This is a genomic window from Sphingobacterium zeae, from assembly GCF_030818895.1.
GTDB classification, from domain to species: Bacteria; Bacteroidota; Bacteroidia; order Sphingobacteriales; family Sphingobacteriaceae; genus Sphingobacterium; species Sphingobacterium zeae.
Map to the genome: position 1 here is coordinate 4254078 of NZ_JAUTBA010000001.1, position 14043 is coordinate 4268120.

11 protein-coding genes are annotated in these 14043 nt (G+C 41.4%); 5 read left to right on the forward strand and 6 right to left on the reverse strand.

Annotated elements, in window-relative coordinates; all coding sequences use genetic code 11:
* Window positions 1-117: 117 nt before the first annotated feature.
* Both msrA and QE382_RS17895 read right to left on the reverse strand, forming a co-directional pair.
* Entirely contained in the window at window positions 118-633 is a 516-nt protein-coding gene (gene msrA, locus QE382_RS17890) for a peptide-methionine (S)-S-oxide reductase MsrA (RefSeq protein ID WP_307187122.1), read from the reverse strand.
* Between the two features lie 148 nt (window positions 634-781).
* Entirely contained in the window at window positions 782-1822 is a 1041-nt protein-coding gene (locus QE382_RS17895) for a glycosylasparaginase (protein ID WP_370877882.1), read from the reverse strand.
* A 390-nt stretch (window positions 1823-2212) separates the two neighbouring features.
* Here QE382_RS17895 and QE382_RS17900 point away from each other — a divergent pair, with 390 nt between their 5' ends.
* From QE382_RS17900 to QE382_RS17920, 5 genes are all read left to right on the forward strand, one after another.
* A complete protein-coding gene (locus tag QE382_RS17900; protein ID WP_307187123.1) occupies window positions 2213-3439 on the forward strand; it encodes a C40 family peptidase in 1227 nt (408 codons plus the stop codon).
* A gap of 7 nt (window positions 3440-3446) precedes the next feature.
* Window positions 3447-3935: an enolase-like domain-containing protein gene (locus QE382_RS17905; protein WP_307187124.1), complete on the forward strand. Its 489-nt coding sequence runs from the start codon at window positions 3447-3449 to the stop codon at window positions 3933-3935.
* 37 nt (window positions 3936-3972) lie between these two features.
* Window positions 3973-4503 (forward strand): enolase C-terminal domain-like protein, encoded by a 531-nt coding sequence (locus QE382_RS17910; protein WP_307187125.1) that lies wholly within the window; start codon window positions 3973-3975, stop codon window positions 4501-4503.
* A 119-nt stretch (window positions 4504-4622) separates the two neighbouring features.
* Entirely contained in the window at window positions 4623-7814 is a 3192-nt protein-coding gene (locus tag QE382_RS17915) for a SusC/RagA family TonB-linked outer membrane protein (RefSeq protein ID WP_307187126.1), read from the forward strand.
* Window positions 7815-7831: 17 nt separating this feature from the next.
* Window positions 7832-9319 carry a RagB/SusD family nutrient uptake outer membrane protein gene (locus tag QE382_RS17920; RefSeq protein WP_307187128.1) on the forward strand — a complete coding sequence of 496 codons (1488 nt, stop codon included), beginning with the start codon at window positions 7832-7834 and terminating at the stop codon, window positions 9317-9319.
* A gap of 60 nt (window positions 9320-9379) precedes the next feature.
* Here QE382_RS17920 and QE382_RS17925 read toward each other — a convergent pair whose 3' ends face one another.
* The 4 genes from QE382_RS17925 to QE382_RS17940 all read right to left on the reverse strand — a co-directional run bounded on the left by QE382_RS17925 (window position 9380) and on the right by QE382_RS17940 (window position 14026).
* On the reverse strand, window positions 9380-10783 hold the full coding sequence (locus tag QE382_RS17925; RefSeq protein ID WP_307187129.1) for a M14 family zinc carboxypeptidase: 1404 nt from the start codon (window positions 10781-10783) through the stop codon (window positions 9380-9382).
* A gap of 1 nt (window position 10784) precedes the next feature.
* Window positions 10785-11843, reverse strand: coding sequence for a S66 peptidase family protein (locus tag QE382_RS17930; protein WP_307187130.1), 1059 nt, complete (start codon window positions 11841-11843; stop codon window positions 10785-10787).
* An 8-nt stretch (window positions 11844-11851) separates the two neighbouring features.
* Window positions 11852-13189, reverse strand: a complete 1338-nt coding sequence (locus tag QE382_RS17935) for a dihydroorotase (protein ID WP_307187131.1) — start codon at window positions 13187-13189, stop codon at window positions 11852-11854.
* 141 nt (window positions 13190-13330) lie between these two features.
* Window positions 13331-14026, reverse strand: a complete 696-nt coding sequence (locus QE382_RS17940; RefSeq protein WP_209579101.1) for a response regulator transcription factor — start codon at window positions 14024-14026, stop codon at window positions 13331-13333.
* Window positions 14027-14043: the final 17 nt, after the last annotated feature.

The window sequence follows — 14043 nt, forward strand, 5'->3', positions numbered from 1 at the left end:
GCTTATCAATTTTTTATCCTTTACTGCTTTTGTACATTTGTGGGATATCTAAAACCTATTTTACAGTATTATTTCCACTTGAAACTTTTCCAGTTACGAGACTTTGCTGTGGTTTTTTTACGCTTTAAATTCGTTAAAGAATTTTTGAAGTTTCGGCGCAATGACAACCGAACAGAATGGATTTTCAGGGTGGGTGTTGAAATAATTGTGGTGATAATCCTCCGCAAGCCAAAATGTTGAAGCGGGCTCAACTGCAGTAACGATAGGATCTTCATACACGTCTTCACTGTCCAACTCATCAATGAAATTCTTTGCTAAGATCTCCTGTTCTTCGTTATGATAAAATACAACTGATCGATACTGTGTTCCCACATCGTTGCCCTGACGGTTTAATGTCGTTGGATTATGTGTCTTAAAGAATATTTTCAACAGATCCTCGTAATTGACCAATTCCTCATCATATTCGAATTCTACAACCTCAACGTGATCCGTAGTACCGGTACAAACCTGCTCATAAGTAGGGTTATCTATGTGTCCGCCCATATATCCCGGCAAAACTGATGTCACTCCTTCGGTGTTTTGGAAAATAACTTCTGTACACCAAAAACATCCTCCTCCGAATGTTGCTTTCATACTTTTTATATTATTGTGTATTTTAATTTAATTATTCAAACAGCCAGATGCTGATGATACAATGACTTCTCCTACTATCACTGCAAAATAAATGTCTACGTTATATGATCTCTGAACACTAAGATCTCATATTCAGACACGCCTCATCTTAATAGTAATGCTTTCCCTTGATGAGTAAATCTTGCTGTTCACCGTCGCAAACTGCATAGGAAAAACCTTGTTGTAAAGCATATGCACCATATTCACCGTTTTTATTGATGGCTAAGAATCCAACTTGGATTTCTTTGGCAATTGCAGGCTTTTTCTTCACGATACGCATAACAGCTTCCTTGCAGGCATCTTCAGGCGTATATCCCTGGCGCATCAACTCGACAACCAAAAAACTACCGACATTGCGTATCACTTCTTCACCCACTCCGGTAGATGTGGCCCCGCCAACTTCATTATCAACATAGAGCCCAGCACCAATAATCGGGCTATCTCCCACGCGTCCATGCATTTTGAACGCCATGCCACTTGTGGTACAAGCGCCAGATATATTCCCGCTGGAATCCAATGCCAACATCCCGATCGTATCGTGGTTATACTGGTTGCCAGGCAAGCGCTCCGCTGCAAAAGACTGGTTTTCGATATTGGCTACCGGCTTGTATTTCTTCTCTTTTAACCACTCCTTCCAAGCTTTTTCACCTTCTGGAGTCAATAGATTTTCTTCTTTAAAACCATTTTCCAAAGCAAATTGCAACGCACCCTCGCCGACAAGCATCACATGCGGTGTTTTTTCCATAACCAAGCGTGCGACAGATATTGGATGTCCAATTTTTTCCATTCCGGCAACAGCGCCACAATTTCCGTCCGAATCCATGATGCAGGCATCAAGTGAGACATGCCCATCGCGATCGGGATAGCCCCCCTTACCAACGGTCATATTTTTCAGATCGGCTTCGGGCACACGGACGCCTTGTTCTACGGCATCTAATGCCTTCCCTCCCTTTGACAATATTTCCCAAGCGGCTTTATTTGCTGCAATGCCGAAATCCCACGTGGAAATAACGATAGGATATTTTTTCAAATTGCCATTTGCTGCACCCGTCAATCCTTTTGCATCAAATGCTGTCAAGGCCCCCATTGTCGTAGCAGCCATCAAACCTTGCTTAATAAAATTACGTCTTGAACTCATTTTCTTATTCATCTTTTATATAAAATCTTGGTTTAACCTTGCAGCAACACAATTGCTGAAAGCTGATTTTAGCCTCCTAATAAAACAAATCTCCCATTGGATGCATCTGACCACGTATACTTTCGCTGCATTATACCCATCCAAAATAGCCTCAATCCACTTAATCAACTTACGTTGCAGAACAGGGTTTCGCATTTTAAAGGCATCAAACCAATCTAGAACCTATGATTTCACAATCAATAAGCAATATTACAAAATGGTTTTAGCAATTAGATACTTTTATTAAAATTAAACCCACTCATTCGTTTTTTAGCAACATAACATCAAAATCACTCAAAAATCGACAATAAAAATTGCCTTATATTACGAATTAATCCTATCTTTAAAAACAAACTAATTCGCATGAAAAACACCCTAAAATTCACTATTTTAGCTTATGCATCCCTCGTAGGCATTGGCAGCAGCGCTGCACAACAGCTAGATTCCACTACGTATTTCAAGGTTAAAGAGTTGCAAGAAAACGTAAAAAGTCAATTTGCTCCTGATAAAAGAACCAAAATCGTGGCCATCCAAAAAGCGGATGTCGTACAAAATCAATATGTGATTGAAACAACCGAGAAAGATGCTCAATTCGTTTTGGAAAAAAAAGCAAAAGAAATAGCGGCTAATATTCAGGTACAGCTTCTTCCTGACGCCAGTGTAGGCGAAAAAACTACTGGAGTGATTCGGCTGTCCGTTGCAAATATGCGGACATTTCCAGATAATGCGGCGGAGTTAACGAGCCAGGTTTTATTGGGCACGCAGGTGGATCTTCTGCAGAAAAAAAGTGGAGACTATCGTGTCCGCACACCCGACGGTTATATTGCGTGGGTACCGGCCTCGTCCATTGAAGTGATGGACAACATTGCATTGGACAATTGGCGGCAAGCAGAAAAAGTTATCTATACAGCAGAATTCGGAAAATCATATTCCGAACCAAATGAAAAGAGCCAGCGCGTTTCTGACCTGGTGTATGGTGACATCCTGCAATTAAAAGGGCAGAAAGGTAATTTTTATCAGATCGCCTATCCCGATGGACGTTTGGGCTATATTAAAAAGTCAGAAAGCCTGACGCTAAAAGATTGGTTTAAAACGCGCAATCCGACAGCAGAAAATATTATCGCCAGTGCGAAAACCATGTTGGGTCTTCCCTATTTATGGGGTGGAACTTCGGTAAAAGGTGTCGACTGCAGTGGTTTTACCAAAACCAGCTTCTTTATGAACGGCTTTGTGATACCGAGAGATGCATCGCAACAAGTTCTCGCCGGAGAAAAAATTGATATTTTAGATGAAGAAGGACATTTTGACCCTGAGAAAGCACTTAAAAACTTAAAACCGGCCGACTTACTGTTTTTTGCGGCAGGCAAAAATAACAATCCAAATGCTCGGGTAACCCATGTGGCGCTTTATATGGGTAATGGCACTTTTATTCACGCAGCAGGTTTGGTTCGGATCAATAGCATGCTCAAGGACGCCTCCAACTACGATGATTTCCAAACCCGTACTGTCGTTGCTGCACGCCGTTACCTCGGCACCAATGATAGCGCTATACAAAAAATCGCTGAAAGCAATTATTACAACAACAAATAAGATAACGATGAGCAACCAATCTCAATGGATCAATAAAGATTTTGGAGCCTTTAAATTAAGATTCCGCCCGTATACACTAACGCTCAACCATGTCTTTACGGTCGCTTCTTTCAGCAGAAGCACTACACCCATTGTATTGACCGAGTTAGAATATGATGGGATTATAGGTTATGGTGAGGCAAGTATGCCCCCTTATCTTGGCGAATCGCAAGAAAGTGTCCTATCGTTCCTCAATCAGATCGATCTGACAGGGTTCAATTCTCCTTTTCAAACCGAAGATATTTTACATTATATCGATCAGATTGCGTTGAAAAATACAGCTGCAAAGGCCGCAATTGATATCGCCCTGCATGATGTCCTTGGAAAAATCATGAATCAACCTTATTATAAGATATGGGGACTAAATCCGGATCGTATTCCTCCGACATCGTATACAATAGGCATTGATTCCGAACAAATGATACGGAAAAAAGTAGCCGAAGCTGATCAGTTTTAAAATTTTAAAAGTAAAGCTTGGGCTAGATACTGACAAAATGATTATTGATACCATCCGGCAGGTGACAGACCGCCCGCTGTGCGCGGACGTCAATCAAGGTTGGAAAACGCGCGAGGAGGCTTTGGAGATGGCGCACTGGCTTGCAGAAAGAAACGTTTCCTTCTTAGAGCAGCCCATGCCCAAGGAACAGATAGATGACAATGCCTGGTTAACCGAAAACAGCCCAATACCAACAATTGCCGATGAAGGATGTCAACGACTTGTAGATGTTCCTGCATTAAAGGGTGTGTATTCAGGAATTAATATCAAATTGATGAAATGTACTGGCATGCGGGAGGCCAAACGTATGGCCGAGCTTGCCCATTCTTTGGAAATGAAAGTGATGATCGGCTGTATGACCGAGACATCCTGTGCCATCAGTGCCGCGGCACAACTTGCCCCCCTATCGGACTGGGCAGACTTAGACGGCGCATTATTGATTGGAAATGATGTTTACGACGGCATGACCGTTGTACATGGCAACTGCATTCTTCCGGACCGTCCAGGGATTGGAATTGTAAAAAAATAAGATTATATTCAGTGCAATGTTTTTTCTTAAAGAAAATATTGCACTGATTGCTATCGCAGTTTGACCAACGCTCGAAAGCACCAAAATATTAAAAACTAAACTAATCAATTCAAACTTTTATGAAACAACATGTGCTCACAACGTTGTGTCTCATAGCCTGTAGTTCGATGCAGTCTTTATATGCACAACAGATCCAAATTGCCGGTAAAATTACGGACAGTAATGGAAAACCAGTTAGCGGAGTTACAATAACTGTAAAAAGCGCTAGCCAAGGAACCTCAACAAATGAAAACGGCCTGTTTACCTTAACCACAAACGCCAATTCGATATTAAGTATATCTGCTGTTGGCTATAGCCCACAAGAAATTCAGGTCAATGGACGCAAAACGATCAACATCACCTTAGCCAGTAATGAGCAAGCCCTGGATGAAGTTATGGTTGTGGCTTATGGTACTGCAAAAAAAAGTACCTATACGGGTTCCGCTGCTACTGTGAAAGCGAAAGATATCGATAATGTACCAGTCACTTCATTCGAAGGGGCTCTCAGTGGACGTGTTGCCGGACTTACGGTATCGACTCCCTCTGGCCAGGCTGGATCTACACCAAGTATTCGTATTCGGGGTATTGGCTCGATGAATGCCTCCAATGAACCGCTATATGTCATTGACGGAGTACCGGCGAATTCCGGATCCGGAGGACAGATGGGCGATTACATCTACACCTCCAATAATGTCATGGGCAATTTAAATCCCGATGATATTGAAACCATCACGGTATTAAAAGATGCGGCAGCATCCTCTTTGTATGGTTCAAGGGCAGCAAATGGGGTGATCTTAATTACGACAAAAAAGGGAAAAGCTGGCAAACCGACGGTAAATTTCAAGACATCCCTTGGCTTTACGCCAACTTGGGCGACAGATAACTACGAACCTGCCTCGCCACAGGACCAAGTGAATATGTTGTACCAGATCTTTTACGACTACCGCGCCTCAAACGGAAAAACTGAAGCGGAGGCCAATACCTATGCTTTAACGCAGCTGAATAATAAATTCAACAAACACGGTTATCGCTTCGAAACAAACGGTAATGGTCGATACGATAATGTAAACATCCTCGGAATGACCGATGGTATCGAAAATAGGGAAGGTAAATATTACGATTGGGACAAAGCACTATTCCGTACCGGAATTTTTCAAGACAATAACCTTTCGCTTTCTGGCGGAACTGATGCAACAAAGTACTTCTCCTCCATAGGTTATACCACCGATAAAAGCAGAATTAGAGTCAATGATTTCGAACGTATATCCGGCCGTCTTAACCTCACGCAAAAGATTGTAGACAACCTCGAATTTGGCACCAATATCAACATTGGACACAACAAGAAAAAAGGTTTTAATGACACTAGAAATACAGGTTCCAATTACTTCCTCCAATCCAGAAATCTTTTGTGGCCTTTGTATTGGCCGACAAACTATAAGACTGGAGAAGATTGGACCGATAGATACGGTAGTTATGCGTATAACGCCGATTATTATGATAAACAATGGAACAACAGTTCCAAAACAAACAAATTGGGTGTCATTAGCAATTTGACTTGGAGTATCCTTCCGAGCTTAATCGCCAAAACGGTATTCTCTTATGACTACACAGACATGAAAGACTACCTCTATTATAGTGCTAAACATTTCAATGGGGTTAGTGATGGTGGAGTTGTCAATCAGTTTAATACCAATATGCTGAAATTGGTGAGTTCAAACACGATCAATTACAGTAAGTCCTTCGATAAGCACAGCCTGAACTTACTAGCTGGATTTGAGGCCGAAAAAAATAAAACAGATTTTATGCGCACAACAGGAAGAGGTCTGGGCTCTGCGGAACTTCCTTACATTTCCTCTGCGGGTAAGTTTGAGGCCAATGCGTATAGTTGGGGTTATAATCTGATGTCGTTTCTCGGAAGAGCAGAATACAACTATGACAATGCGTATTTTCTTGCCGCTTCCTACCGTCGCGATGGCTCTTCCAAATTGGGACCTAAAAACCGATGGGGAGATTTTTGGTCGATATCAGGTGCCTATAGTTTAAAAAATCTTCCATCGCTTAAAGAAAACGAAGCAATCAGCACACTCCGTCTTAAAGCATCCTACGGTGTGAATGGAACATTACCAACCGATAATTTTGGATGGAGAAGACTTATATCCTTCAACAACTTCAATTACAAAGGTCAGCCTGGTGGAAATTTGGTATCGAATCCGGACCCCGATATCACCTGGGAAACATCGTATACCACAAATGCTGGCCTAGAATTTGGCTTTCTGCAAAATAGGATCACAGGATCGGTAGAATACTTTAATAGAACTTCTAAAAACCTATTGCAGGACGTACCCACATCACAAACAACCGGCTTTAGTACAGTATTGAGAAATGTAGGCCAAATCAACAATAGAGGCCTAGAAATTGAACTGACCGGCGATATCCTTAAAAAGGAAAATTTCAGATGGAGTGCCAATGTAAATGCTGCATTTGTTACCTCTAAAGTTCAAAAACTAAACGATAATCAAGATATCATTTGGTATGATCCGACAGGATCAGTTGGAAATGACACAAAAGGAAGTGGGGACGTGAGAGCGCAATTCATTTATCAACAAGGACAATCCACTTTAGCCTTTTACGGCTACGAATGGGCTGGTGTAGATCAAAAAAATGGTAGAAACGTTTATTATACCAACAATAATAAAACAGGAGAGGATATTTTTGACTACAATGGACGGAAGGCGACCTATGATTTTGATCAGGCAAGCTATACGATTATTGGCAACGGTGTTCCAAAAGTGAGTGGTGGTCTAAATACAGATTTCGAGTATAAAAATTTCAATTTAGGCTTCAATTTCATTTATAAAATTGGTGGAAAACTTTATGATGGCGCATTCAAGGATGTCGCTGACGATGGTTATTACTGGGAACGAATTCGTTCTGAATACGCATTTGAGCACATGTGGACAGACAATAATACGGCAGGAACACTGCCAAAACTGGACGGTAATGACCTGACAGATCCGCAAAAATATAGTTCAAGGCAATTGCATGACGCGTCTTTCCTTAGATTAAAGAATATCAATTTTGGTTATAGACTACCTAATAGCATATTGAACAAAATCGGATTTAGCAACGCACGAGTTTATTTTAATGGTACGAATCTATTAACGGCATCCAAATACAAGATTGCAGACCCAGAAGTCGGTCAGTATGCGACGCGCGGATGGGAAACCCCTATTGGAAAGACCTATACATTTGGAATTGAACTCGGTTTTTAATACTTAATTTTTACATCATGAAAATAGTTAAAATATCCATTATAGCAGCTGCTCTATTGACGTCATTCAGTAGTTGCAAAGATTTCTTAGATGTCGAACCTGGGAATTCAATCGATGCCAACACAGGCTTAAAAAGTGCAAGCGATGCCAGAAACCGAATCAATGGCCTAAGCCGGCTTATCGCCTCATCAAGTTATTACGGCCGAAATTTTGAACTGTATGGTGAGGTTAAAGGGGGAGATCTAACGGTGTACTCGCAAGGAAGAGGGTTAGATCAGTTATACTCCTTTAATCAAGATGCTGAAACCAACAACTTCTCTGGCTTCTGGTCTCAAATCTATTATTGTATCGCCCAAACAAATGATGTCTTAGAGAAAATCGAAAAAGTCGATGCAGCATCCAAAGCCCAGTACGCCAATGCGCAAGGACAATTATTGACCTTGCGCGCCTTATTTTATTTTGACCTCGTCAGGTTATATGGTAAATCCTATACGCAGGAGAAAACAGCCCGAGGAGTACCGATTGTTATCAATTCAGCTTCCTATAATAATAAACCGGGTCGTTCTACAGTAGATGAGGTCTACATACAAATTCTAAAGGATCTGAAGGCAGGCCAAGAGCTGCTCAGCACGAACAAAAAGCCCGATAACGGCTATATCAACTACTATGCAAACCTAGCCATCCAAAGTCGTGTTTACCTGACCATGGCAGACTACGAAAATGCTTACCAGAAAGCGAATGAGATTATTGCTGACAATGTATATAAATTGTATGAGAATGAAAAATGGGCGAGCTCTTGGACAACTATGTATGGCAGCGAATCGATCTATGAACTCGGCATCAACGAAGGTGAAGCAGACCTTGGCACAGCTAGCTTAGGCTATTATCTCATGCGGAGAACCGGAGGTCAGGGCGGCATGTTCTACGCCAGTGATTATTACCTTAACCGACTAAAGGAGGATGCCGGTGACATCCGTTGGGCCATTTTAGGTCGTGATGAAAGCTCAGCTACCCGTATGGGAGCAGTCTATAAAAATTTAGGCAGTGTCAATACCAATACGTCGCTCCCATTAAATTCTCTGGGTGATAAAGGAAACACCAATAACACAGCAGTCAATATCAAAGTCATCAGGCTGTCGGAGGTTTATCTTATTGCAGCTGAAGCAGCGTTAAAAAAACCAGCATCAGATCCGACAAAAGCGGCGGCTTTATTAAATGCCATTAGCAAACGTTCTCCTAATCGCCCTGCGTTCACTGCTGTATCGATCAGTGAGGAGGCCATCCTAAACGAAAAGAGTAAAGAACTGTTTGGCGAAGGACATCGTTATTGGGATATGATCCGTCTAAATAAAAAGATCAATTTCAATGATGACTTTCAGGGCTTAACGATCAAAACACGACCAAAGGAAATTGATCGAACGTTTGACAAAACGCTATTACCCATTCCTCAATCTGAAATAAACGCTAATCCTGCGTTAAAAGATGAACAAAATCCAGGATACTAATTTCTTAAACAAAAAAGGTCATTAAAAATGACCTTTTTTGTTTAACACACCACCAAGCAATTAGTACAGTCTATTTCTATGCTGTAGTTGATGGTGACTAACAGCAAGGTCTAAAAAATAGCCGTTAACAACAGCATAACGCATTTTTTGATCCGTCCCAATAAAAAAATTCGCTGAAGAATCGAGTTTAAGCGAACTTTCAAGTAGGAAACGATCGCTGGATACAATGTTCATTGGGAACTGATGCAGTTTACCCGCAGCGCCACAGCCTACCACATGGACTGCAGCAATACCCGCTCTCAAAAGATTCTGAATAAAACCGCTGTTCAATTGGTCCCAACGAAGCGACTTATCATATTTCTTGGCCGGAATGAATTTAAGGCCAGAAACATCAATATCCACATAACCATAAAAATCTGCCAAATCGCCAATGTCTACTATTGCTCCTTCCACATAATAGTCAGTCCCTATTGTCTTTTCCTGCTGTCGAATGGCAACATCAACAACGATTTGGTTCCCCTCCTGCACAACCGTCAGATTTCTCAACACTACATCGTGAAGTTTTCCATCATTGAAGGGTATGCATTCGTAATCGGCAATCGCATATTGTGCAAATGATTGGTCAGCAATTTCCTCAAATGCTTTGAGCAATGCTATAAAATTACATTTTCTCACCACCATTTTTTCGGTATCACCCGCAAAAGCTCCTGACTCAATCAAGATCGTCCTTGCCCCCCATTGTTGAAAATTATCGCCAAATCCCCGCGGAGTATGCTCATCGTCATACTTTGCTACCGCATTAGGTATAAATTCCTGAAGAATCTTATTTATACCGACAATCACCCGCATGGCGTCTCTCCGGGTTTCATTGATATTACGCGCATAATCATAGGCGGGTGCCAATAGGGAAATGGTCACCGGTGTGCTTGTTCCGGGAATGTTATAATAATTGTTTTGGTTGTGAAGATTGAAGGCAAAATCAGGCTTTAACAACATGGCTTGCTTTTTTAATAAGGCGGCTTCCACGGTTGCTGTTGCTCTTGCATCTCTGTTCATATCCACATCCATTGCAGTTCTCCGTTGAAACCGTTCAGCGCCATCAGGATTTAGCATAGGAATAAAATACAAAGTCACGTTGGATTCTATATCATGCCTATAAGCATCAAAACCATCATCTTTACCCTTAAAAAAATTAAACAGATCAAACATTGCCATTGTTGCCGTAGGTTCATCGCCGTGCATTTGTGACCATAGAAGTATCTTGATTGGTCCTTTTCCGTACTGCAATCTAAATATCGAACGACCTTCCGTAGAAGCCCCAATTTCCGCAAGAGCAAAACGTTCAGATCTCCCGATATTTTCTATTAGCGGTAAAATATCGGCATGCTTAAATCTTCTATGCATCAAAGCCTTTTCTCTATAAAAAGAAAAGGCTTTGATGAAATCTTCTTTTACTAATTTCATCTTAATCTTTTAGCGCTGGCTCCATTAAAGCAATCGTTCCTTGCGATGCATCTATACGGACTTTTGCTCCTACTGGCAAAATAAATTGCTCGGCAATATGTCCAATGACAGCTCCTGTATAAGCCGGTATTTTTAACGGTTTGATATAATCGTTGAATAATTGGTCAAGTGTTACGGATCCATATCCCCCAGATGGTTTACAATCGGTGCACTTGCCAAAAATAAACCCCTTGATTATCCCCAGTATACCAGCATTTTTCAACTGGCAAAACATGCGATCAACACGTTCCATATCTTCGTCCACCTCTTCGATAAAAAGAATGGCATCTTTAAAGCTTGGCAGATAGGATGAACCACATAAGCCGGTCAGTACGGTCATATTTCCACCCAGCAATGTTCCTTCTACTATACCAGGATGAATGGTGGCAATTCGGTCTTTGGTCTGTACAAGGTTATCACCTTTCGATTTGGGATTCTCAAATATCGACGGCTTATTGGCTACAAATTGGGCATTGAAAGCTTCTGCCAGCTTCTTCGTCCAGGTGCTGATACCCACCGCACCATGAAATGTCACAAGTCCCGTTTTGGCATACAATGCCAAAATTAAGGCTGTAATGTCCGAATATCCCAATAAGATTTTTGGGTTACTTGCTATCAGCTTATAATCTAATCTATCCAAAAGACGGGATGTCCCCGAACCGCCTCTGATGCAGACAATCGCATTGACGCTCTTATCTGCAAACATATCGTGTATATCTGCAATACGCTCTTGATCTGTACCCGCCAAATTACCGTATCGACTGCGTATATGTTTGCCCTCTTTAATGTTAAAACCTAGCGTTGTAAATACTTCACCTGCAATGCGAATTGACTCCTCATCATCCAGCACACCAGCTGGCGTTATTAATCCTATGGTATCACCCAGTTTTAGTTTCGTCGCAAGTAAAGCAGCTTGACCGAACAATTCAGTTTGATCTTTTCCCGACTGTGTCATCCCTAACATAGGAATTGACAATCCGCCTAAAGCGATCGACTTTATAAAGGCCCTTTTCTTCATCATGTTAATTACTATCGGTTGAACAACAGACATTCTCCAGCACCCTTTTCAATCAGCTGTCCATTCGAGAAAGCAAGTTTACCCGATACGAAAGTATGCTCGATTGTTGAACTAAATGTATGTCCTTCAAAAGGCGACCAGCCGCATTTTGACAGGATATTAGCTTTCGATACGGTATACGGCTTGTTGAGGTCGACCAATACAAGGTCTGCCCAATATCCCTCACGAATGTAACCTCTATCTTCAATTTCGAACAATGTAGCCGTATTATGTGCAGACTTTTGCACCAATTGTTCCAGGGTCATTTTTCCGGCTTTGACCATATCGAGCAAAGCTTGCAATGCGTGCTGCACAAGAGGCCCTCCACTTGGCGCTGAAGCGTAGGCCTGAGATTTTTCCGCTAGGGTATGCGGAGCGTGATCTGTCGCTATCACATCGATATGACCATCCAGTACAGCTTTTAGAATCTGGTCGCGATCATTCGCTGTTTTAACCGCTGGATTCCATTTGATAAAATTACCTTTTGAGGCGTAATCCTGGTCCGAAAACCACAGGTGATGAATACACGCTTCAGCGGTTATTTTTTTATCTTTTAATGGAATATCATTCGTAAATAATGCAATTTCTTTGGCAGTTGATATATGAAGGATATGCAAGCGCGTATCGTATTTTTTGGCCAGTTCGACAGCTTTTGAGGAAGATAAATAACAGGCCTCTTCAGAACGGATTAGGGGATGCATCTCAATTTTCAGTCCATCTTCGCCATATTTTTCTTTAAATAAAGCCAGATTGGCCTTTATCGTTGCCTCATCTTCACAATGTGTAGCTATTAAGGTTGGAGCATTCGCAAAAATCCCTTCCAATGCTTTTTCATTATCCACCAACATATTTCCAGTAGAGGAACCCATAAAAACTTTTATGCCACATACATTTTTCGGATTCGTTTTGAGGACCTCCTCAAGATTATCGTTCGCCGCTCCCATAAAGAAAGAATAATTGGCCAGCGCACTTTTCGCTGCAATATCATACTTATCTTGAAGTAGCTGCTGCGTTAATGTGTTTGGAACCGTATTAGGCATTTCCATAAAGGAGGTGGTGCCTCCAGCTACTGCTGCACGGCTTTCATGCCATATATCTGCTTTATATGTTAATCCGGGTTCTCTGAAATGGACTTGATCATCAATAAGCCCAGGGAATAAATGTAGTCCCTCCGCATTGATTTCCTGATCAGCAGGATGGTTTATTTCCTGAGCAATCATTTCGATTCGACCATTGCTGATATATACGTCAGCAACCTCAACTTTACCTTCATTAACAAGTTGTGCAGATTTTATAAGAATAGATGACATGTTGATTTTTTACTTTGCTTTAGGTCAAAAGTAAAGATTTGTAACCGTGATATCAAATGATCTGGCGAAAGAGTTCGATGCCTGAACAGGATGTCTTTCCCAAAGATTGGAAAAACAAGAAAGAGGCCTGAGCCTCTTTCTTTATTCTTTATCAAATTTGTATCCCACACCTTTTACAGTAGTCACGTAATCATCACCTATCTTTTCGCGCAGCTTGCGGATATGGACGTCAATCGTGCGATTGGTTACTACCACTGAATCTTCCCAAATACTCTTTAAGATCTGCTCGCGTGTAAACACCTTATTTGGTTTTGATGCCAATAGATATAATAACTCAAACTCTTTCTTCGCTAGAACAATCTTTTGTTCTCCTTTGTAGACCAAGAATGAATCTCTATCGATAACCAAGTCGGAAATTTCAATTTTATCCTGAACAGAGGCATCCGATTCTTCAGTGGCATTTCTCCTCAAGATAGCATTGATGCGACTCATTAAAGCACGGGGCTTAATTGGCTTTGCAATATAATCGTCTGCACCAACGTGAAATCCAGCAATCTCCGAATACTCTTCACTTCTAGCCGTTAAAAATACCATGAATGTGCTTTTAAATTCAGGCATCGCGCGCATGATGCGACAAGCTTCAATGCCATCCATCTTGGGCATCATCACATCCAAAATGATCAGATCAGGATTTACCTGTTTGGCAACGTTGATCGCCTCTTCCCCATTTTGCGCTGTAGAGACCTGATAACCTTCCCGATTTAAGTTGAATGCAATTAAATCCAAGATATCCTTTTCGTCATCAACAATTAAAATCTTTTGTTTCGAAGAACTCATTTGTCTTATTTTTTTTG

Bases quoted from the DNA above. Each gene is read 5' to 3' on its own strand.
- QE382_RS17915 (WP_307187126.1), top strand. From the start codon at position 4,623: ATGAAACAACATGTGCTCACAACGTTGTGTCTCATAGCCTGTAGTTCG.
- QE382_RS17935 (WP_307187131.1), bottom strand. From the start codon at position 13,189: ATGTCATCTATTCTTATAAAATCTGCACAACTTGTTAATGAAGGTAAA.
- QE382_RS17905 (WP_307187124.1), top strand. From the start codon at position 3,447: ATGAGCAACCAATCTCAATGGATCAATAAAGATTTTGGAGCCTTTAAA.
- QE382_RS17925 (WP_307187129.1), bottom strand. From the start codon at position 10,783: ATGAAATTAGTAAAAGAAGATTTCATCAAAGCCTTTTCTTTTTATAGA.
- QE382_RS17910 (WP_307187125.1), top strand. From the start codon at position 3,973: ATGATTATTGATACCATCCGGCAGGTGACAGACCGCCCGCTGTGCGCG.
- QE382_RS17900 (WP_307187123.1), top strand. From the start codon at position 2,213: ATGAAAAACACCCTAAAATTCACTATTTTAGCTTATGCATCCCTCGTA.
- QE382_RS17920 (WP_307187128.1), top strand. From the start codon at position 7,832: ATGAAAATAGTTAAAATATCCATTATAGCAGCTGCTCTATTGACGTCA.
- QE382_RS17930 (WP_307187130.1), bottom strand. From the start codon at position 11,843: ATGATGAAGAAAAGGGCCTTTATAAAGTCGATCGCTTTAGGCGGATTG.
- msrA (WP_307187122.1), bottom strand. From the start codon at position 633: ATGAAAGCAACATTCGGAGGAGGATGTTTTTGGTGTACAGAAGTTATT.
- QE382_RS17895 (WP_370877882.1), bottom strand. From the start codon at position 1,822: ATGAATAAGAAAATGAGTTCAAGACGTAATTTTATTAAGCAAGGTTTG.
- QE382_RS17940 (WP_209579101.1), bottom strand. From the start codon at position 14,026: ATGAGTTCTTCGAAACAAAAGATTTTAATTGTTGATGACGAAAAGGAT.